Source organism: Exiguobacterium sp. 9-2, from assembly GCF_036287235.1.
Taxonomy (GTDB): domain Bacteria; phylum Bacillota; class Bacilli; order Exiguobacteriales; family Exiguobacteriaceae; genus Exiguobacterium_A.
In genome coordinates, this window is sequence record NZ_CP142850.1 from 2,791,472 (window position 1) to 2,811,700 (window position 20,229).

General features: G+C 46.6%; 19 protein-coding genes. 8 read left to right on the plus strand and 11 right to left on the minus strand.

All coding sequences use genetic code 11. The features are described from left to right. The first annotated feature begins 76 nt into the window (after window positions 1-76). Complete coding sequence (locus VJ374_RS14545) at window positions 77-589, plus strand: PCYCGC motif-containing (lipo)protein (protein ID WP_329469384.1); 513 nt, start codon at window positions 77-79, stop codon at window positions 587-589. Window positions 590-660: 71 nt separating this feature from the next. Here the strand turns inward: VJ374_RS14545 and VJ374_RS14550 are convergent, their stop codons facing one another. Then, window positions 661-1,086 (minus strand): hypothetical protein, encoded by a 426-nt coding sequence (locus VJ374_RS14550; RefSeq protein ID WP_035410778.1) that lies wholly within the window; start codon window positions 1,084-1,086, stop codon window positions 661-663. A 189-nt stretch (window positions 1,087-1,275) separates the two neighbouring features. Here VJ374_RS14550 and VJ374_RS14555 point away from each other — a divergent pair, with 189 nt between their 5' ends. Both VJ374_RS14555 and VJ374_RS14560 read left to right on the plus strand, forming a co-directional pair. Continuing rightward, entirely contained in the window at window positions 1,276-2,289 is a 1,014-nt protein-coding gene (locus VJ374_RS14555; RefSeq protein ID WP_329471066.1) for a zinc-binding alcohol dehydrogenase family protein, read from the plus strand. 214 nt (window positions 2,290-2,503) lie between these two features. Beyond that, on the plus strand, window positions 2,504-4,936 hold the full coding sequence (locus VJ374_RS14560; RefSeq protein ID WP_329469387.1) for a HAMP domain-containing sensor histidine kinase: 2,433 nt from the start codon (window positions 2,504-2,506) through the stop codon (window positions 4,934-4,936). A gap of 61 nt (window positions 4,937-4,997) precedes the next feature. Here VJ374_RS14560 and wrbA read toward each other — a convergent pair whose 3' ends face one another. Together wrbA and VJ374_RS14570 are read right to left on the minus strand one after the other, a co-directional pair. Further along, complete coding sequence (wrbA, locus tag VJ374_RS14565) at window positions 4,998-5,600, minus strand: NAD(P)H:quinone oxidoreductase (RefSeq protein WP_035410786.1); 603 nt, start codon at window positions 5,598-5,600, stop codon at window positions 4,998-5,000. A gap of 210 nt (window positions 5,601-5,810) precedes the next feature. Beyond that, a complete protein-coding gene (locus VJ374_RS14570) occupies window positions 5,811-7,958 on the minus strand; it encodes a hypothetical protein (RefSeq protein WP_329469389.1) in 2,148 nt (715 codons plus the stop codon). Between the two features lie 155 nt (window positions 7,959-8,113). On the opposite strand from VJ374_RS14570, the gene VJ374_RS14575 reads away from it, so the two are divergent. After that, entirely contained in the window at window positions 8,114-9,904 is a 1,791-nt protein-coding gene (locus VJ374_RS14575; RefSeq protein ID WP_329469391.1) for an LTA synthase family protein, read from the plus strand. A gap of 88 nt (window positions 9,905-9,992) precedes the next feature. On the opposite strand, the gene VJ374_RS14580 is transcribed toward VJ374_RS14575, so the two are convergent. The 4 genes from VJ374_RS14580 to groES all read right to left on the minus strand — a co-directional run bounded on the left by VJ374_RS14580 (window position 9,993) and on the right by groES (window position 13,769). Next, window positions 9,993-10,931: a HEAT repeat domain-containing protein gene (locus VJ374_RS14580; RefSeq protein ID WP_329469393.1), complete on the minus strand. Its 939-nt coding sequence runs from the start codon at window positions 10,929-10,931 to the stop codon at window positions 9,993-9,995. Between the two features lie 36 nt (window positions 10,932-10,967). Beyond that, window positions 10,968-11,588: a LysE/ArgO family amino acid transporter gene (locus VJ374_RS14585; protein WP_308102080.1), complete on the minus strand. Its 621-nt coding sequence runs from the start codon at window positions 11,586-11,588 to the stop codon at window positions 10,968-10,970. Between the two features lie 221 nt (window positions 11,589-11,809). Continuing rightward, window positions 11,810-13,450 (minus strand): chaperonin GroEL, encoded by a 1,641-nt coding sequence (gene groL / locus VJ374_RS14590; protein WP_029342811.1) that lies wholly within the window; start codon window positions 13,448-13,450, stop codon window positions 11,810-11,812. A 34-nt stretch (window positions 13,451-13,484) separates the two neighbouring features. Further along, entirely contained in the window at window positions 13,485-13,769 is a 285-nt protein-coding gene (gene groES / locus VJ374_RS14595; RefSeq protein ID WP_023469587.1) for a co-chaperone GroES, read from the minus strand. Between the two features lie 219 nt (window positions 13,770-13,988). Between groES and VJ374_RS14600 the strand changes: the two genes are divergently transcribed. After that, a complete protein-coding gene (locus VJ374_RS14600; RefSeq protein WP_329469396.1) occupies window positions 13,989-14,681 on the plus strand; it encodes a CPBP family intramembrane glutamic endopeptidase in 693 nt (230 codons plus the stop codon). Window positions 14,682-14,723: 42 nt separating this feature from the next. Further along, the gene (locus VJ374_RS14605) at window positions 14,724-14,936 is read left to right on the plus strand and encodes a DUF4305 domain-containing protein (protein WP_230088481.1); all 213 of its coding nucleotides are present in this window, start codon (window positions 14,724-14,726) and stop codon (window positions 14,934-14,936) included. A gap of 41 nt (window positions 14,937-14,977) precedes the next feature. Here the strand turns inward: VJ374_RS14605 and VJ374_RS14610 are convergent, their stop codons facing one another. From VJ374_RS14610 to VJ374_RS14625, 4 genes are all read right to left on the minus strand, one after another. Beyond that, window positions 14,978-15,274 carry a DUF2089 family protein gene (locus tag VJ374_RS14610; RefSeq protein WP_035410791.1) on the minus strand — a complete coding sequence of 99 codons (297 nt, stop codon included), beginning with the start codon at window positions 15,272-15,274 and terminating at the stop codon, window positions 14,978-14,980. Between the two features lie 20 nt (window positions 15,275-15,294). Next, a complete protein-coding gene (locus VJ374_RS14615) occupies window positions 15,295-15,582 on the minus strand; it encodes a hypothetical protein (protein ID WP_290788754.1) in 288 nt (95 codons plus the stop codon). Between the two features lie 182 nt (window positions 15,583-15,764). After that, window positions 15,765-17,060, minus strand: a complete 1,296-nt coding sequence (locus VJ374_RS14620; protein WP_035410792.1) for a cation:dicarboxylate symporter family transporter — start codon at window positions 17,058-17,060, stop codon at window positions 15,765-15,767. A gap of 179 nt (window positions 17,061-17,239) precedes the next feature. Further along, window positions 17,240-18,298, minus strand: coding sequence for an NAD(P)/FAD-dependent oxidoreductase (locus VJ374_RS14625; RefSeq protein ID WP_056064111.1), 1,059 nt, complete (start codon window positions 18,296-18,298; stop codon window positions 17,240-17,242). 185 nt (window positions 18,299-18,483) lie between these two features. Between VJ374_RS14625 and VJ374_RS14630 the strand changes: the two genes are divergently transcribed. After that, window positions 18,484-19,275, plus strand: a complete 792-nt coding sequence (locus VJ374_RS14630; protein ID WP_214852023.1) for an ABC transporter ATP-binding protein — start codon at window positions 18,484-18,486, stop codon at window positions 19,273-19,275. Window positions 19,276-19,278: 3 nt separating this feature from the next. Beyond that, window positions 19,279-20,190 carry an iron-hydroxamate ABC transporter substrate-binding protein gene (locus tag VJ374_RS14635; RefSeq protein WP_035410799.1) on the plus strand — a complete coding sequence of 304 codons (912 nt, stop codon included), beginning with the start codon at window positions 19,279-19,281 and terminating at the stop codon, window positions 20,188-20,190. Window positions 20,191-20,229 lie beyond the last annotated feature (39 nt).

Here is a 20,229-nt window from a genome sequence, read left to right on the forward strand (position 1 = left end):
GCGTCAATAAATCGTCATGCTTTCATCGTTTTACTTTCCTTATAATGAAGGTAAGACAATGAAAGAGAGGCCGACTATGCAAAGACGACTGTATCGTTTTGGACTTCCACTTAGTCTCAGCCTGTTGCTCGCTGCATGCGGGACGGCTGAACAGACGGATACTCCAAAAACAGAACACACGAATCACGAAGATCACGCTGATCATGCCAGTCACGGTGCCGATGATCAACTCGAGAAGACCGCGGGACCGGACACGTTACCTGCTTTTCTCGATGAGCAGGATCAATCGATTCAAACAATCTATCGCTCCGTCGCTAAACATCCCGATTTATTGAAGAAGATGCCATGTTATTGCGGTTGTGGTGAATCTGCGGGTCATACGAGCAACTATGACTGCTTCATCGAAGAACAGAATGCTACGTCAACGACCTGGACGACGCACGGCATTACGTGTGGTACGTGTCTCGATATCGCGGCACAGTCGATCGTCGCTTATCAAAAAGATAGCTCCGTCAAGGAAATTCGGACTGCAATCGATCAAACTTATGCGAAGACCGGTGTCACACCGACGCCAACGCCAGCACTTTAATAAACAGTCCGCCCTCCTCGCGATGAACGTAAGGAAAGGCGGACTGTTTTTTTATCTCATGTGGAGCGTTCTTAACTTCTAGCTCGCAAGACGAGCGGTCGACCCGACAACAGCTCATCCAGTTGATAGTACGTATGTGCCCGAATCGGTCGATCCGTTCGTGGTAAGTGACGAAGTTCATATGCTACTTCGAGTAAGTAAAATTTGTATTCCTCCCCTTCATCAAAACCAAAGCTTGCGCGACGTTCTTCGATATACGCAAGGACACGCTCCTGTTGCGAGAACGAGAGCCGCTGGACTTGTGGGGCGAGTGCCTCGTGCGGAGAGAGCACGATTTCCCGCTCCGTGCGATACAGTCGATGCATGACGCCACCACTTTGACGTAAGGCAATCAAACGCGCGGGTCGATACGGACGGGGGTGCGGATGAGCATGGACGAGGTAACGTTCAATCGTGACTTGAGTCGTTCCTGCCGGTAGAGAGATGACGTCATACATACAAAATCGCTCCTTCTCGAAAATGGATAGCTACTCTCATATGCTACCATATCTATCCAGCATTCTTCCGTTGATGACAGAAGGGGAATCCGTTTTCAAAGTTTCGCAACTGGTTTTAAGACCGAGCGGGCGTGGAACAGATGGAGAGAAACGATTCCTATCTGGAAAGGATGATTGTTGATGTCGAATATGTCCGCTGTCGGTTTCCACCGACACTTACCTTTAACGGAACAAGATAGTCTGATTGATCTGGAACTACTACGACCAGAAGCAACAGGACACGATCTCTTAGTTGAGATCAAAGCTGTCTCCGTCAACCCGGTCGATACGAAAGTCCGTGCCCACGGGAAAGACGAAGACGCCCCGAAGGTCATCGGTTATGATGCAGCGGGAGTCGTCGTTGAAGTCGGCGATGATGCCTCCCTCTTCCAAGTCGGTGATGAAGTGTATTACGCTGGTGCAATTCAGCGCCCTGGATCAAACAGCGACTTCCAACTCGTCGATGAACGAATTGTCGCTAAAAAACCGGAACGGTTGACGTTCAGTGAAGCGGCTGCTCTCCCGTTGACGACGCTGACAGCCTATGAAGCATTGACCGATCGTCTCGGATTGACGTTTGATGCTAAGTCGAATCTTAAGAAGACAATCCTCATCATCGGAGCCGCTGGCGGTGTCGGTTCGATTGCGACACAACTTGCGAATCACGCTGGATTGACGGTCATCGGTACCGCGTCACGCGACGAGACGATTGATTGGGCGAAGGAACACGGTGCGCATCATACGATCAATCACCACGACGCATTCCGTCCTCAGCTCGAAGCCCTCGGTTACAAATACGTTGACTATATCTTCTGTCTCAATGCGACGGACCAACATTTCGAGACGATGGTCGATGTGATCGCACCGCAAGGGAAAATCTGTAGCATCGTCGAGACGAATCAAAAACTCGATTTAAGTGCGCTCCAACAAAAGAGTGCGACGTTCGTCTGGGAATTCATGTTCACGCGCCCGCTGTTTGCGACAGATGATATGATTCGCCAACATGAGATTCTGACGCAAGTCGCAGCATGGATCGAAGAGCATACGCTCGAGACGACGGTGACACAGACATTGATCGGCATGAACGCCGACAATCTAAAAGAAGCACACCGTCTCGTCGAAAGTGGAAAAACGATTGGAAAGATTGTCGTTGAACATCATTAATAGGTATCGAAGTAGGATGAGACTAGGCTCTCGTCCTGCTTTTTTGTCGTTCTTTATTTTCTTGTGAACGTGAATCTCTTATTTTGAAGATATTTTATACATTATGACTATATTTATCCGTCTAAAAAATGTACGATTACGGTAACAAATATTCCAATGTAATACATCTAATCGACCCTCGACTCACATATACAAAGGAGCATCCATAATCCATATGCGAAAATGGTTCAATCAAAAGATCAGTCGACAGATCATGTCGTCATTTTATCTCATTCTTATTACCTTATCCGTCTCCTCTTTGGCTGCTTATTTTTATACGAACCACCAAGTCATGGATGCCAAACAAGAGCTCGATGCGATCAGCATGCGCGAAGATCGGGCGACGAAACTCTGGGACGATTGGCAGTCCCTTCAATACGAGATGCGGGGCTATATCGTCTTCGGAGATGACGCCGTGCTCGACGTGATTGATGAAAAGAAGGCATCACTCGAACAACAGACGGCTTGGTTTGAAAAGAATCGCTTATATAAAGCGGATCAAATCTATGCGTCTGATATCCGGTCGCTCTATAATTCTTATACAAATTTCGTCATGCCCAGCTTGATTAAATACGTCCAAGCAAAGCAATCGGGCACGATTGACGAGCGTTTCCTGCAGATGCCGAGTCTAAAAGCGATGATGCCACAAGTACCTCGGGACCCGAATCGGAAGTTCAAGATGAATGCCTCGAACAGTGAAACGATGCGTAAAAGTGTCAACACGATGGAGAGTACGTTCACGAACTACCGGAGTAGTCTCCGCGCGAAAGAACTCGGTGCAAAAGAACAGCTTGTCACGCAGACGAAGTACGCTGAGTGGATTTGGCTCGTCAACCTGATCGTGTTGTTCCTCGTCATCTTGCTGATCGTCCGCCCGTTCATCGAACGGACGACGCGACAAATCCACCTTCTCAGCAAGGAGAGCAAGCTCCTTGCAAGTGGTGAGCATACGTTACCGTTGATTCCGCTGAACCGTGCTGACGAGATCGGTGAATTGAGTAAATCGTTCCATCAGATGGCGACAGCCTTGATTGAAAACAAACACCAATTGATGTCGACGAACGTTAATCTCGAAGATGCGTTGAAACTGACGCAACGGAACGAGTCCCATTTACGGCTACGTAATCAATTGACGGAGACACTTGCGTCGCGTGATAGCATCAGTGCCTATCCTGCCGTCATTCAAAAGATGGTTGAAATCACGAATGCGACGCAAGGTGCCTTGATTTTCAAAGATGGTACGAAAGTGATCGATATCGTCTTTTATCCGCAGACACCGCTCACAGTCGAAGATTGGATGCCAACGATTGAGCCGTTATTACGTGAGTCGCGACAAGACAAACGACCGCATACGCAGTTCGAAGATGAAGTCGCGCGCGCTGTCACACCGGTTCTTGATCCGAGTCAAAATGAGATCATCGCCTATATCTTCTTGTCCCGTAATCAGGATCGGTTTGATCGTTACGAGCAGGAAGAACTCGCTGCCTTCGCGCGTCAGCTAGCGTTGTCACTCCTACGGATGCGGACGTTCGACGAGATTGAACGCGAACGGGAAAAAACAGCGCGACTGTTGAACTCGATCCGTGAATCGATCGTCTATATCGAACCAGAAGGTGACATCCAGTTGATCAACCGACCATTGCTCGATCTGTTTGACCATCCGGTTGATGACAGTCTCGATGAGAATGGGCTGATGAACATCACTCCGTCTGTCGTTCAACTCAAGCATCGCGTCGACCAACTACCGGAATTCGAACGTTACTTGAAAAAGACGTTCGTGAAACGAGAAATCGGTGAAGGAACCACCTTCTCGATCGATCAAGAGCGACGCTTCATCAAGACGTACTCCGAGAGCATTCATTATGGTGGACAGTTCCGCGGGATTCTACTCGTCTTACGTGACGTGACGAATGAAGTCGAGATTGACCGGATCAAAAACGAACTCGTCTCGACGATCTCACACGAACTGCGGACACCACTCTCGTCGATCTATGGCTTTACTGAGCTGATGATTCAGCGTGACCTACCACCGAAACGACAGAAGAAGTATCTCGAAGCGGTCCATTCGGAAACAGAACGTCTCTCGCTGTTGATCAATGACTTCCTCGACTTGCAACGGATGGAAGCAAACCGTCAGGAATATGAGATGGCACCGTTCGATATCGTCGCGATGATTCGGGATTTGAAACAGTTGCATAGTCTGTCGTCTTCTTCCCACGCGATTGAAATATTCCGAAACGTCGAACCATTGATCGTCGAAGGGGATGCGAAGAAGATTCGCCAATTATTCAGTAACCTGATCAACAATGCGATCAAATACTCACCAGCTGGTGGAACGATCGATATTCAACTGACGCGACACGCGTCACGTGTCACGGTCGCGATTCAAGATGAGGGTATCGGGATCCCAGCTTCTGCGATGAGTAACCTGTTCCAAAAATTCTATCGTGTTGACAATTCGGACACCCGTCAAATCGGCGGTACTGGTCTTGGGCTCTCGATCTGTCGCGAAATTGCGCGTGGACATGATGGAGAAATCCATGTCGAGTCGATCGAAGGACAAGGCTCGACGTTCACAGTCGAACTTCCGTTGACACAAAACACATGATGCATACGAAAAAGCGCCAGAATGCGAATCAGCATTCCGGCGCTTTTTGAATTAGGTAATGTTATGAGTTAAGACGGCTTGCCACTTCAACCGTCCGTTTCGCTTGATGGCGCACGGCTGGTTCGACTGATTCAACCATGTTACCGTCTTGGTCGACAGTGACCGATGTACCATATGGATTTCCGCCCGCTGCGAACAAGACAGGATCCGAATAACCTGGTGCCGCAACGATTGCACCCCAGTGGAACATCGTCGTATAAACTGCGAGAACAGTCGCTTCCTGACCGCCATGCGGATTCTGTGCCGACGACATCGCACTGACGACTTTATTGACGAGTTTGCCTTGTGCCCACAGTCCGCCTGTCGTGTCGAGGAACTGTTGGAATTGTCCTGGGACATGACCGTAACGTGTCGGGACGCTAAAGATAATCGCATCTGCCCAGTCGAGTAGATCCGGTGTCGCTTCTTCGATATCACGTGTGGCTTCCGCATGCTTTTGCCACAATGGGTTCGAAGCGATCGCTTCTGCTGGGGCTGTCTCCTTGATTTTCGCAAGACGGACTTCCGCCCCTGCTGCTTCTCCCGCTTCTTTTGCCCATGAGGCAAGTTGATGGTTCGTTCCGGTTGCGCTGTAATAGATGACCGCTAGTTTCACGTTTGACATGACTTCGCTCCTTTGTTTAAAAGACAGTGACGGACGATGGACGTACACGCTTTCTATTCCCGCTTTCTGCGCAAATTAACGTCAATTGTTTGAATTCAAGAGGAAATTCTGTCCAATTCTTCAACCAAACGTTTGAACCAAAGACCATTTTAAAACAAAACAGGAATCCCGTAAGACATTTTCTGCCTTGAAGGATTCCTGTCCGCTCACTTATTTAACGGTTAAACTAAAGGTCTTACTCTTACGCAGCTTGATCGACTCCGCGTGTACCGTGACCCGAGTGCCTCGTTTTTGCTTCGGGAACGTCATCGTTTGTGTCTTACCGGTTGCGAGTTTCGTGTACCGCTTCTTATTGATTGTGACGACGATCGTCTTTCCTTTCGTCGCTTTGACTTTCCATGATGTACTCGTCGGACTGAGTGACGTCGTATACGACTTGAGTGTTGGATTGGCTGCTGCCACGACTTTCTGCCCGGAGACTTGAAGTTGTGTTCCTTTACGGGCAACGAACGTCACGACTTGTCCAACCTTCAATGGTTTTGTCTTAATCGCAAAACTCTGCGTTTTCTTACGATCGATATATGCCGTATATTTCCCATCAATATACAGCTTTCCGTAATCGGCATCTCCATCAAGAATTCCTTCGATCGTCGTGTGTTCATCCGTTAGGGGTGCGGATAGATTACTGTAAATCATCACGCTATCTTTCAAAGAGAGTGATTTCGTAGGATACTCACCACTTCGTGTAATACGATATGACGCTAAGTCATTCGTATATGGAATTGTGATCTCTGTCTTTTTCGTTGCTGGAACAGATTGAATTTGTCGTTTCCCTGCATAGATTTTATAGATACCGCCTTCTTTGGCACTTTCTAAGCGGTATGTAATGAATTTAAAATTATCGTTTTTCGACTGGGTAATGCGTGGCACTTCATAACCTGCGACGGTCCGGTTCACGGATGCTTCTTGATTGAAGTCTCGTGTATTTCCGAACGTCCAACGCGTCACCTGACCGACAAGATTTTTCGTCGACACGTTGATTTGGACACGTCCTGTCTCATCGGAGGCAGCTCTTCCGATGAGGACGCCATCTTTTCCATAGACCGTCACCGGAACATCGCTTTGATTGATGTTAAAGCTATAGGATGTTGTACCTTCCTTAATGGTTGGAATCGCTGAACCCTGAGCTGTTAAATAACGCTGGTATTGATAACGTGTCAGGTCCTCCAAGACCTTACCGGTTTCAGTCGTGTATATCGTCCGATACTCACTATACGGTAAACGTTTCGGAATCGTCGTGATCGTGAACAGCTCGTTTTTCAGTTCGACATTCCCAGTGAACGATAATTTACTGGGCTCAACGATACCTGTCGTTCCATCTATACGCGTCAGCTCAACGCTAGGAGCTAGAACCGTTCCTTCGAGCAACGTCGTATCATCCTTCGTCAAGTCATTGATTGCGATCGGTTGGCGCAAATAAGACGCAAACGATAACATCGTCGCTTGATCCTTGCTCCGGTAGATGGCTTTTCCATCCGCTAACAGTTCATTCGCTAATTGCTTTGAATGGTCAACGAGTGTCGTCAGTTGCCCACTCGCCGTATCTAAGTAGAATAACGATGACTCGTTTGACGAACTAACATCGACCAGTTGAACGTATAATCCGTCTTTCGTTTCGTACGCTCCCTCAACGTAATATCCTCGTGAGACTTTCGGTAAGGTGATTTGTTGATTGGTCACGACTTGACGCAATGTGTCCTGTTCATCATCTAAGATCCAGTCATTGGTTAAAGGCGAGAACCGCTTCACGTCAACGGAACGGACTTTCGAGAATGTACCGTCCAGATTTACATCATACAAATCGGCACTGTCTTCTCGTTGGATCGAGAAGCGATTCGGTCCAATCCACTGCAACTGATTTTGAGAAGTCACCTCTAACGTATCCCGCGTAACGAATTGATTCCCTTCACGGATAAAGATTGATATATCATCAAACGAGGTATACCCTAGCACCATATCGTGATTCAAGACACGCAGGTACCTCTTGTCTTCTGGAAGCGTCAGCAGTTCCGAAGCTCCCGTCTTCGCATCAACCAAATAATAAGGCTTTTCAGTCTCATCTCCATAATAATCTTGGTACAAGAATAACGTTTTATCGGCTGATGTCGCTCGTAGTTCCATGTACGGTGAGACGTCTTTTGGATAAGGCGTCGTCTCTTTTGTCTCTAAATCATAAAATCCAACGATTGCTTGATCTTTCGTTTTGACGTCGTACGGTGCAGCATCCGCGGTGACAGAGAGCGTCATCCATGTACCGTAGATCAGCACGGCACTTCCCATCCAATGTTTCCAGTTCATCTATGTAGAACATCCTTTCAAAAATAAGTGATTAATTCTATTTTATTCCATATCCAGTCATTCTTCTAATGTTTTTTGAAGAAAACACTCAAGCGTTCGACACGTTTCGATTCAGGGTAAAGACTGTGTGACGACACACGTAAGGAGTACTGACCATGGCGATTCGATACACCCTTTATTTATTACTCGGCATGCTGAAGTTCATGCTGTTTAGTTACTTTACAAAGACCGATCTTTCGCTCCATTTAACACTCATGAACCTGGCCGGGATGCTGATCCTGTCGAGCTGGACGTTACTGATTCCGTGGAATAAACGCCGCTGGGTCTGGCTCGGTCTACTGCTCGCGCACAGTTTTCTGCTGGCTTCCGACATGTGGTACTACCGTTACTTCGAGGACTTCCTCTCCGTCTCGCTCCTCTCACAGATGACGCAGATGAGTGACGTCAGTAGCGGCTTCACTGCCTTGATCGTACCGCAAGACTTCCTCTTGTTCGCTGATAGTTTGATTTTCATGGTACTGCTCTTTGTCTTCCGCAAACGACCGGAAGTAACGACAGCGCAAACACGCCGTCGGACAGCTGGACTCCTTGCAGTCAGTGGCATTATTTTGTCTGCTTCACTGCTGACGTACCGGACGCTAACGGAAGATCGTCAACCGACAGCAGCGATCTCCGATATGCGTGACTACTATCTGTTTGGCTTTTGGGGTTATCACTGGTGGGACGCTTTCAAAGGTGTGACCGGACAACCGAGCGACGGACTAACGGCTCAGGAGCAACAGCGCATCAACCAAAAGGAGCAGACGAATCCGACCGGTCCGAAGCAGACGCCGAACATCATTTTAGTGCAACTCGAGTCGTTCCAGGCTTCTGTCATCGACCAGACCATTAATGGCGAAGAAGTAACGCCGAACCTGAATCAGTTGAAGAAGGAATCGCTCTACTTCTCGTCGTTTTACCACCAGACACATGAAGGACGAACTTCGGACGCCGAGTTCATCACGAACACGTCACTTTATCCATTAAAATCAGGCTCTGTCTATACGCAATATCCGACGAATGAATTCGAGCCGCTACCTGCGTTACTTGAGAAGAACGGATACGATACGGCAGCAATGCACGCTTACGAAAAAGGTTTCTGGAATCGTGACGATGTTTACAAGAACATCGGTTTTAAACACTTCTTCAGCCAAAAGGATTATTCAAAAGAGAAGAAAATCGGCATGGCGCTGAACGATCAGCAGTTCTTCCTCGAATCGATTGATCACATGGAGACGCTACAAGAACCGTTCTTCTCGTTTTTAGTCGCGTTGACGAGTCATACACCGTATGAGATCGACAAGGAAGATCAGAAGCTTGATTTGTCTGGATATAAGGATCCAATGTTGAAACGGTATTACCAGACTGTCCATTACGTCGATACTGGTGTTGGAAAGATGATCGATGAGTTGAAACAACGCAATCTTTGGGACCAGTCCCTCGTCATCTTTTATGGCGATCACGATAGCGGACTCGTCAATGAAGGCAGCGAGATGCGCAAAAAAGCGGATGTTTCGTCTCCGGTTGCAGCTTTCGAACTCGAGCGCCGCATCCCACTCTTCATCAAAAAACCCGACCAACAAACCGGTCGGGTCATGAAAGAAAACGGCGGACAGATCGATATTGCACCAACGATCATTGATCTATTAAACCTCAAAACGTCCTATATGATGGGGCAATCCCTCATCGACAACAAACCGAATCTGACGGGCTTCCGTGATGGTTCGTTCCGCTACAAGGACTATTACTATGAAGCGGATTTGACGAAAGCGTCAGGCGAAGGCACCTGTTATGACGTATCGACAGAAAAGAAAGTCGAGATGAAGTTCTGTCGCAATCAAGTGAAGGATGTGAGTAAGCAATTAAAGCTGTCGGATAAGATTATTGAGGAGAATGAGCTGAACTAATCACATCGTGTCTCACTTTCATAATGAATAAGTCTGACTGTTCACTTCTAATGAATGGTCAGGCTTTTTTTGTTTATCGTTAGCCACATCAAGAATAAGTAAAATGATCTTCGAGCCATTGCCATTCTTCGTCAAACAAGACCCCTCTTTTTGTTTGAATGATCCAATGAAATAATTTAGGAATCGCCTGATGAGAATGCTGGTATCGATGTAAAAATCGAAGAGCGATTAGGACTTCATCTGTTTGTATTTGTCGCGTTCGCTTCAATAATATTTGTACACGTTTGATCACCGGTTCAATCGCTACTTCATCACCATGTCGCTCGATTGCGACTAACGCATACTCTCTCACATTGCTAGATCGATCTTTTAGTCCATGCAAAAATATTGAAAGATCTAATCCATTTCCAAGTTCACTCAGTGCAGCTAAAGCCGAATGCCTAACGTCTCCTCGCGAATGGTCCAACAAAGGAATCAAATAAGAAATTGCTCGCTCTGTTCCAATCGTGGCTAAAACAAAATTAGCACTCATGATATCAAAAGAGTTATTTGATGTCGTAATCAAACGAATTAATGCATCCTCTGCTATCTCATCTCGACAGACTCGCAATGCTTGAATCGCAGCCTCTCGAACAGACGACCGAGAATCGTCTATGTATTTTACAATTCGTTCTGTATTATCAATGCATCGTTGTTTTGCTATTTCTTCCAAGATACTTTCGAGAAGACTCGGCTTTGTTTTTTGCTCCAGTTTCTCAAGCAATAGCATCCCTGCACGAACATCTCCCGAATTCTCACCAATCGTTCCAATCATAAAATAAAGATGTTGTTTTTGTTCTGCTTGTTTCACTTTGTCGAGTAACGTGTTCAATCTCGGAAGCATATTCGCGTCCCTAAAATGACGAACTTTTTCATAAGCCGTGTCTGATGATGAGCTTTCGTTCGTATAGCACTTCGATTCTTCCTGATAGAAGTACTTTTCCTCAGACATCTGCTCAACTAAATATAAAATCTCATCGTCCTTCATATTTTGCAGTTGCTCCTTAGTCCTTTAAATATCTTTTTAACTTTTTTCTAAAGCAAACTGAATCAATTGATACGATAGCCAGAACATTAAGCATCCTATTCCAAAATCTAATACTTTCCACGCTTTTGGTTGTTTAAATACAGGAATGAGCCATCTCGATCCATACCCTAAGCCAAAAAACCAGACAAACGAGGCAACTAAGGCTCCAATTAAGAAATTGACTTTTTGATCAAATGTCAAAGTTCCAGCTATACCACCGATGACAACGACCGTATCTAGGTATACATGTGGATTTAAAAGTGTAATTGCTAATGTAACTAAAATTGTTTTATGAATGGGAATGATTTTAACATCGGTTGAAATATCGATTGCACTTGACGATGAAAACGCACTTCGAAAAGATTTGAATCCGTATAATAGCAGAAATAGTCCTCCGACAATCGCAAGACCAACATTCGCAAACGTATTATTTTTAATAACAGTACCGACCCCTAATACACCCGTGCACATCAGTATCACATCACATAAAAAACATACCAAGGCTACCCAGAAAATATTATTTTTTAATAAACCCTGTTTTAAAACGAATGCATTTTGTGCTCCAATTGCGATAATGAGCGTCCCAGACGTTATTATACCTTTTAAAATTTCATTCATTTGATGACCCCTATCTCTCTTTAATCTCTAACATAAGTCGACGATTAAATGTTAAATCTCCCCTCATTCACTTCTAGTTAATTCTATATATGTATATCGCTTAAACATTAAGTATAATATTACAAATAAAAGAATAATTATTCAACTCATTCTGAAAGTATGAAGTATAAAAAAGTACCAAACCCTATTTACTAGGATTCGGTACTTAGAGATGAAATGCCTTACATCATTCCGCCCATTCCACCCATGCCGCCCATATCAGGCATTGCAGGAGCAGATCCAGCTGGTTCTGGTTTATCGGCGATGACAGCTTCCGTCGTCAAGAACATCGCTGAAACGGACGCCGCGTTTTGAAGTGCTGAACGCGTTACCTTCGCTGGGTCGACGATTCCTGTTTCGATCATGTCGACATACTCGTCTGTCGCCGCATTGTAGCCCATTCCTGGTGCTTCATGCTTGAGACGCTCGACGATGACTGAGCCTTCTTGACCTGCGTTTTCCGCAATTTGACGAAGTGGTGCTTCAAGTGCACGAAGAACGATGTTGACACCTGTTGCTTCGTCGCCTGTTGAGACCGACAGAATCGATTCGACAGCTTTCGTGACGTGAATGAGAGCTGTTCCCCCACCTGCTACGATGCCTTCTTCGACTGCTGCGCGTGTCGCGTTGAGTGCATCTTCGATCCGGAGCTTACGTTCTTTGAGCTCAGTCTCGGTTGCTGCTCCGACTTTGACGACCGCTACGCCACCTGCGAGTTTCGCAAGACGCTCTTGTAATTTCTCGCGATCGAAGTCGCTTGTCGTCTCTTCGATTTGCGCACGGATCGTACCGACGCGTGCTTCGATCGAATCTCCGTGTCCATGTCCTTCGACGATCGTCGTGTTGTCTTTTGAGACGACGACCTTCGACGCACGACCGAGTTGCGTGATTTGTGTTTCTTTCAGATCAAGACCGAGGTCTTCTGTGATCAACTCTGCGCCTGTGACGATCGAGATGTCCTCAAGCATCGCTTTCCGGCGATCACCAAAGCCTGGTGCTTTGACTGCTACCGCGTTGAACGTACCACGGAGTTTATTGACGACGAGGGTCGCAAGTGCTTCGCCTTCGACGTCTTCTGCGATGATGAGGAGTGGTTTGTTTTGCTGAACGACTTGCTCGAGGACTGGAAGAATCTCTTGGATGTTCGAGATTTTTTTGTCCGTGACAAGGATGTACGGGTTTTCAAGGACCGCTTCCATCTTGTCTGAATCCGTGATCATGTATGGTGACGCGTAACCACGGTCGAACTGCATTCCTTCAACGACGTCGAGTTCTGTCGTGAAGCCACGTGATTCTTCGATCGTGATGACACCATCTTGACCGACACGTTCCATTGCTTCTGCGATCAATTGACCAACTTCTTCGTCCGCTGCTGAGATCGCTGCGACTTGGGCGATCGCTTCTTTACCTTCAATTGGTTTTGCAATCGTGTGCAACTCTTCGACAGCACGACGGACTGCTTTTTCGATTCCTTTACGGATGACCATCGGGTTTGCGCCCGCTGTGACGTTTTTGAGACCTTCCCGAATCATCGCTTGTGCGAGGACTGTCGCTGTTGTCGTACCATCCCCTGCGATTTCATTCGTTTTTGAGGCAACTTCTGCGACGAGTTTTGCACCCATGTTCTCGAAGTGATCTTCGAGTTCGATTTCTTTCGCGATTGTCACGCCATCATTCGTGATGAGTGGTGAACCGAACTTTCGCTCGAGGACGACGTTGCGTCCTTTTGGTCCGATTGTGACTTTAACTGCATCCGCTAATGCGTCGACCCCGCGGAGCATTGCCCGACGTGCTTCTTCACTGAATAAAATCTCTTTTGCCATGACTGAAATCCCCCTTATAGATTGATTGACTGAATTACTCGGCTACTGCCAAAATATCACTTTCGCGTAAAATTAAGTATTCATTGCCGTCGACTTTGACTTCCGAACCGGCATATTGTGCATAGATGACGTGATCTCCGACACTCACTTCAAGTGGTACACGTACGCCTTGCTCTGTCACACGGCCAGTACCGACAGCGACGACTTTACCCTCTTGTGGTTTTTCTTTCGCTGACCCAGGAAGAACGATTCCTCCGAGTGTTGTTTCTTCTTTTTTAACGACTTCGATCACGATGCGATCACCAAGTGGTTTTAACATGCGAAACATCCTCCTTGAAAATGATTGTTTTTAGCACTCACTTTCGTTGAGTGCTAACATATTTTTATCTTATACGCTTTCTCTCCTGAATTCAAGCCTGAACCTTTATCCGTTTTCCCGAAATCGACACCTTTGAATCATCGTCAATCGTGCGCCAAGACCGTTTGTTTGTTACAATCGGGACAGTACCTTCATTACAAAGGAGTTGTGCCCTGTACGATGAAAAATCCAATCAGTCTGCCTTTTCTGATGGCGGAGAAGTGGCAAAAGCGTCACGTCATCCCGATCATCATCTATTTGATCGTCCAATTGCTTCCGGGTTCGTTCCAGTATTTCCTTCCGAAGAACGTCATTGCTGACGTCGCCGGTTGGTGGCTCGCGATCGGCTTCACGGTCGCCGTCATCGTCTCCTACTACTGTCTGCGTCCTGATTGGCAGAAATGGAAGGCAGAAGGACGTCAAACCGATCCGATGGATACACTAAAATGGATCGGGATCGGGATTGCGCTTTTGTATGCACTCTTGATCAGCGTCAATTTGATCGATGCCTGGATGGCAGGCGGGATCGAAAATGTCGCGAAATCGCAAAATACGGATCAAATCATTCAAGCGATTCAAGTCATCCCACTCCTGCAAGTCATGGTCGTCTTGCTTGGACCGATCATGGAAGAGTTCTTGTTCCGGCACATCATGTTCGGCAATCTCTCATCGAAGCTCGGTTTCTTCTTTAGCTTCATCCTGACGGGTGGCTTATTCGCCCTGATCCACCAAGACAACAAATTTTTAATCTATGTCGCGATGAGTTTCGTCTTCTCACTCGTCTTCGTCAAGACGCGCCGGATCCTTGCTCCGATCGCCATCCATGTTTTTAACAACGGAATCGTCGTACTCGCCATCTACGCGATGTCTTAATTTACGAAAGGTCGTGTTTTCATGCGTCAAAGCTCGAACTTCATGGCAGTGTTCTATGCCATATTCGGTATTCTCTTCATGTTCCTTGCCTACAATAACTCAGTCGAGGCGGGAACGGTCTTCAACTTCTGGACGATTCTGCTGACGTTGTTCGCCGCAATCGACTTCTACCGTCTCTACTTGATCTTCCGCTTCCGTGCAGCAGCAAAGAAGATGATCAAGAAGGAACAGGATAAAAAGAACGATAAACAATAAAAAAACGAGATTTCCGTCAAGCGGGAATCTCGTTTTTTGGTTTATTCTTTCGCTTGACCCTTGCGGTAGGAATCGATGATCGTCTTCGCCACATCGAGACTCAACCGTTCATCTAAGACCAAGTTCTTGATCATGTTGATGAATTCGACATCTTCCTGCTGCACCGAATCAATCCGCTCGATCAACTGGTTCAACTTCGCCCGGACGGTCGGATAGGATACTTGATAGGCCGTTGCCATGTCCTTCAATGAACCGGAGCTCAAGACGAACTTTCGGATGAACTCGAGATGCTCCTGTTCGAGTGCCAGTACCCAAGCGGGTACGTCTTGTCGTTCCATCGTATTCCCTCACTTTTCTCTTACAAATCTTGAATCTCCATCCGCTCTTTTTCACGCTGCAATTGCTTACGGCGCGAGTCGACACCCATCTCAGCCATTGAGATCATCATAGACAATCCAACACATGTACCGATTCGGATCAATGACTCACGATCCGACGTGTGTGGTCCTGTTCCGAAATACCAGTAAATTCCGAGACCAATAATGATCGCTGGAATGATGAAACTAAAGACTCTTCTGCGCCGCGCTAAGTAAAATTGTACGATACAGACTGTGACAATACCAATGACGATTCCTACCGTTTCCATCCTATCGCCTCTCCCCTGTGATTATATAAATAATATTAACTATAAAATAAATAATATTCAATATAATTTTAACTATAATCAAAAATAAGAGGTTTTCTTTAAAAACAATCGACTTTAATCTATTTTCAGAGACAAAAAAAAGAAAGGACTGACGATTCAGTCCTTCCCCATACTTACGACAATCACGCACTGCGGATGTCGTCTTTTTTATTTTCTGTCGACATGAATGTATCGAGTTGGTCTTCATCAAGAACACCTTCCCACTTCGCAATGACGAGTGAAGCGAGCGTGTTTCCTGTAACGTTGACGACGGAACGCATCATATCCATGATTCGGTCAATCCCCGCGATGAAGGCAAGTCCTTCCGCCGGGATACCGACCGTACCGAGTGTTGCGAGCAATACGACGAACGAAACGCCTGGAACGGCAGCCATTCCTTTTGATGTCAGCATCAAGACGAAGACGAGTGTAATCTGCGTCCCGATCGAGAGGTCGATCCCGTACATCTGTGCGATGAACAAGGCAGCAAGTGCTTGATAGAGTGCTGATCCATCGAGGTTAAACGAATAACCCGTCGGTACGACGAAGCTGACGATTGATTTCGGCACGCCCATCTTCTCGAGTTTTTCCATGATCCGTGGAAGAACCGTTTCTGAAGAGGCTGTCGAATACGTCAAGAGCAATTCATCCTTGAAGACGCGGACGAAGTCCGAGACCCGAACACCAACCCACTTCATGATGCCGCCGAAGACGATGATCATGAAGAGAAGCGCTGTGACATACAATGTCGCGATGAGCTTGAATAACGAACCAAGCGAGTCAATCCCGAACGTCGAGACCGTCACACCAATCAAGGCGAAGACACCGATTGGTGCGAACTTCATGACGATGTTGACGAGATTGAACATTGCTGCTGCGACACCTTCGAAGAAACGAATGACCGGTTGACCCTTCTCTCCTGCAAAACCGACACCGAGTCCGAATAAGACTGAGAAGAAAATAATAGCGAGCATATCACCGCGAACCATCGCATCGAGAATGTTCGTCGGTACGATATTGACGATTTTTTCGACGAGTCCTTCGTCTTTTGTCGTCTCTTCCGTTGCGACATATGATGAGATATCCGTTTTATCCAGTGTCGACATATTAATGCCAGCACCTGGTTCAATCAGATTGGCTGCAAATAGCCCCGTGAAGATGGCGATCATCGTCACGATCGTGAAGTAACCCAGTGTTTTGACGCCGAGACGTCCGAGACTCTTCGGACTACCGACCGATGAGACACCGAGGACGATCGTCGTAAAGACGATTGGGACGACGATCATTTTCATCATCCGGATAAAGATATCACCGATTGGCTTGAGCCACTCCGCGACATGGGGATTCCCATAAAATACACCACCGACTGTGATCCCGAGAATCAAGCCGATTAAAATCTGCCAGGCAAGGCCAATGGGCTTACGTTTCGTAGTTGTCATACGCTTCCTCCTTATACATCCGTCTTACTTGTATCCTACATGTAGTGGAACATAAATAGAATTTTGTCCTAAATACAGCACATTGTCAAATCCATCTGTTATAGTACAAAACCGAATTCTGTACGAAAAAACGTCCAAAATCCGCTTGTTTTCAAGCATTTTGGACGTTTTCATAATTTTTAAGATTGTTGATTAACGCGTTCCTCAATCAACGCACGATTGCGTTTTTTGAAGACCTCATTGTGTGACGACACCATCGCCACTTTTGGCGCTTCCGGCTCAATGAAGCGTTTCGCCCGGTTGACGGCGTTTGCCGCATCTTGGAACGCACCCGAGATCAAATGGACCTTCCCGTCGTGCGAAAGAATATCTCCTGCTGCATATAGTCCCGGTACACTCGATTCACTCGCGGCATTCCCGGCGATGTAGAAGTCATCGACCCGTGCAATATCGAGGTCACACGCGTCAAGTAGCGCCGCATCTTGTTCATACCCATGATTAATGATGACTTCATCAATTGGAATCTCGACGACCTCATCTGTTTGACAGTCGATCAATTCAACCGACGCGATCCGTTGGTGATCGGGACTGGCGATTAATTTGTGAATCGTCGTATTGAGGAGGCAGACCGCCGAACTTTTGACAAGTTGATCAACTTGCGCCTCGTGCCCTGAAAAACAATCTCGCCGATACGTGACGTAGACCTTTTTCGCGACCGGTTCGAGTTCGTTTGCCCAATCGATCGCTGAGTTCCCACCACCTGAGACGATGACGGTCTTTCCTTTAAAGCGTTCAATCGATTTAACCGTATAGTTCAAGTTTGACACTTCGAAACGTTCCGCGCCTTCGACTTTTAATTTTTGTGGATTGAGGATGCCACCGCCGACCGCGACGATGACCGTCTTCGAATAATGAATCTGCCCCGATTCCGCTTCTAAGACGAAGTTACCGAAGACGTCTTTTGCGATCGAGATGATCTTTTCATTCAATTGAACAGTCGGTTGAAATGTCAGTCCTTGTTCGACGAGTTGAGCCATGAGTTTTTCACCAGTGATCGGCGGCTGTCCACCGACGTCCCAGATCATCTTTTCCGGATAGACGTGCAGTTTTCCTCCGAGTTCTGCTTGATACTCGATCAATTTCGTCTTCATACCTCGAAGACCACTATAGAACGTCGAATATAACCCTGCTGGTCCTCCACCGATGATCGTTACGTCGAACAACTCCTGTTCCCTCATCTCACTCACTCCTCATCCTTGATTGTTATTGATTATCATTCTCACTCTCTCATGATAACGTGAACATCTCTTGAACACAAGAAAAAATGTTGACAGCGTTTTTATGAGACTGGTATGGTTAATGAGACGATAGTGATAATCATTATCATTGAAAAATGGAGAGAACAACGAAGGAGTCGTCGCGTATGGTACGTCTAGCAACAGAAGAAATCAATATCGGCTACGGTGATCGTCCCATCGTCAAAGACTTGTCCGTCCAAATTCCCGATCGTCAAATCACAACGATCATTGGCGCGAACGGATGCGGCAAATCAACTTTGCTGAAAGCGATGACACGGATCATTCCCCATCAATCGGGACGTGCGTTGCTCGATGGTCTTGATATCGCGAAGGAAAGCACGAAGCTGCTTGCTCGGAAGATGGCTATCCTGCCACAAACTCCGGAAAGTGCAAGCGGTCTAACGGTCGCAGAGCTCGTCTCATACGGTCGTTTTCCTTATCAAAAAGGATTCGGACGCTTGACGAAACACGATTATGAAATCATCGATTGGGCGCTCGAAGCAACGGACACGATGGCGTTCAAACATCGTCCAGTCGATGCGCTGTCCGGTGGTCAACGTCAACGGGTCTGGATTGCGATGGCACTCGCTCAAGAGACAGATATCATCTTTCTCGATGAACCGACGACTTATCTTGATCTCGCCCACCAACTCGAGGTGCTCGAACTGCTCGAATATCTTAACCGGACCGAAGGACGGACGATCGTCATGGTCCTGCATGACTTGAATCAAGCGGCGCGCTTCGCCGACTATATTATCGCCATGAAAAACGGCGAAGTCGTCAAAGCCGGAACGTGTGAGGAAGTCATCGCAAAAGATGTCTTACAAGAAGTATTCCATATCGATGCTGAAATCGGACGCGATCCGCGGACGAACAAGCCGATGTGTATCACCTACAACTTAATCAAGGGAGATTAAATCATGAAGAAACTACTTGTACCGGTTCTACTCATTCTCACGCTCGTCATCGCAGCGTGTGGCAATACAGAGAAAAAAGACGACGCAGCATCTGGTTCGAAAAACGAAACGATCACATATAAATCAGAAAATGGAAACATTAAAGTTCCAGCTCATCCAAAACGAGTCGTGGTCCTCGCTGGTTTTGCCGGCAACGTCATGGCACTCGGCGTTCCTGTCGTTGGTGTTGATTCGTGGTCAAAAGCGAATCCGAAGTTCGATAAACTAAAAGATGTCACGGAAGTTTCGGAAGAGAACGTTGAAAAAATCATCGAACTCGATCCTGACTTGATCATCGGCTACTCGACAACGAAAAACCTCGACAAAATCAAAAAAATCGCTCCGACGGTCACGTACACATACGGAAAAGTCGACTACTTGACGCAACATATCGAAATCGGTAAATTGCTCAACAAAGAACAGGAAGCACGCGATTGGGTCAAAGACTTCAAAACACGTGCCGCTGCTGCCGGTAAAGACATCAAAGCAAAAATCGGTGAAGATGCTACTGTTTCTGTCATCGAAAGTTTCGATAAACAACTCTACGTCTTCGGCAACAACTGGGGTCGTGGAACAGAGATTCTCTATCAAGAAATGAAATTAAAAATGCCGGATAAAGTCACGAAGATGGCATTAAAAGATGGTTACTATGCGTTGTCACCAGAAGTCCTCCCTGAATATGCAGGCGACTACCTCGTCTTCAGCAAGAGCGCAGAAGCGGACAACTCATTCACGAAAACGGATACGTTTAAAAACATTCCAGCCGTCAAAAACGATCATGTCTTCGAAGTCGATTCGAAGGAGTTCTACTTCAATGATCCTCTCACACTCGAACGTCAACTCGAGTTCTTCAAGAAAAGTTTCCTTGGTGCATAATAAATAAGGGAGGGAACCTGCGGGATCCCTTCCTTTTTT

Excerpts from the sequence above, each read along its gene's own strand:
- VJ374_RS14545 (WP_329469384.1), top strand. The coding sequence starts at position 77 with ATGCAAAGACGACTGTATCGTTTTGGACTTCCACTTAGTCTCAGCCTG.
- VJ374_RS14550 (WP_035410778.1), bottom strand. The coding sequence starts at position 1,086 with ATGTATGACGTCATCTCTCTACCGGCAGGAACGACTCAAGTCACGATT.
- VJ374_RS14555 (WP_329471066.1), top strand. The coding sequence starts at position 1,276 with ATGTCCGCTGTCGGTTTCCACCGACACTTACCTTTAACGGAACAAGAT.
- VJ374_RS14560 (WP_329469387.1), top strand. The coding sequence starts at position 2,504 with ATGCGAAAATGGTTCAATCAAAAGATCAGTCGACAGATCATGTCGTCA.
- wrbA (WP_035410786.1), bottom strand. The coding sequence starts at position 5,600 with ATGTCAAACGTGAAACTAGCGGTCATCTATTACAGCGCAACCGGAACG.
- VJ374_RS14570 (WP_329469389.1), bottom strand. The coding sequence starts at position 7,958 with ATGAACTGGAAACATTGGATGGGAAGTGCCGTGCTGATCTACGGTACA.
- VJ374_RS14575 (WP_329469391.1), top strand. The coding sequence starts at position 8,114 with ATGGCGATTCGATACACCCTTTATTTATTACTCGGCATGCTGAAGTTC.
- VJ374_RS14580 (WP_329469393.1), bottom strand. The coding sequence starts at position 10,931 with ATGAAGGACGATGAGATTTTATATTTAGTTGAGCAGATGTCTGAGGAA.
- VJ374_RS14585 (WP_308102080.1), bottom strand. The coding sequence starts at position 11,588 with ATGAATGAAATTTTAAAAGGTATAATAACGTCTGGGACGCTCATTATC.
- groL (WP_029342811.1), bottom strand. The coding sequence starts at position 13,450 with ATGGCAAAAGAGATTTTATTCAGTGAAGAAGCACGTCGGGCAATGCTC.
- groES (WP_023469587.1), bottom strand. The coding sequence starts at position 13,769 with ATGTTAAAACCACTTGGTGATCGCATCGTGATCGAAGTCGTTAAAAAA.
- VJ374_RS14600 (WP_329469396.1), top strand. The coding sequence starts at position 13,989 with ATGAAAAATCCAATCAGTCTGCCTTTTCTGATGGCGGAGAAGTGGCAA.
- VJ374_RS14605 (WP_230088481.1), top strand. The coding sequence starts at position 14,724 with ATGGCAGTGTTCTATGCCATATTCGGTATTCTCTTCATGTTCCTTGCC.
- VJ374_RS14610 (WP_035410791.1), bottom strand. The coding sequence starts at position 15,274 with ATGGAACGACAAGACGTACCCGCTTGGGTACTGGCACTCGAACAGGAG.
- VJ374_RS14615 (WP_290788754.1), bottom strand. The coding sequence starts at position 15,582 with ATGGAAACGGTAGGAATCGTCATTGGTATTGTCACAGTCTGTATCGTA.
- VJ374_RS14620 (WP_035410792.1), bottom strand. The coding sequence starts at position 17,060 with ATGACAACTACGAAACGTAAGCCCATTGGCCTTGCCTGGCAGATTTTA.
- VJ374_RS14625 (WP_056064111.1), bottom strand. The coding sequence starts at position 18,298 with ATGAGGGAACAGGAGTTGTTCGACGTAACGATCATCGGTGGAGGACCA.
- VJ374_RS14630 (WP_214852023.1), top strand. The coding sequence starts at position 18,484 with ATGGTACGTCTAGCAACAGAAGAAATCAATATCGGCTACGGTGATCGT.
- VJ374_RS14635 (WP_035410799.1), top strand. The coding sequence starts at position 19,279 with ATGAAGAAACTACTTGTACCGGTTCTACTCATTCTCACGCTCGTCATC.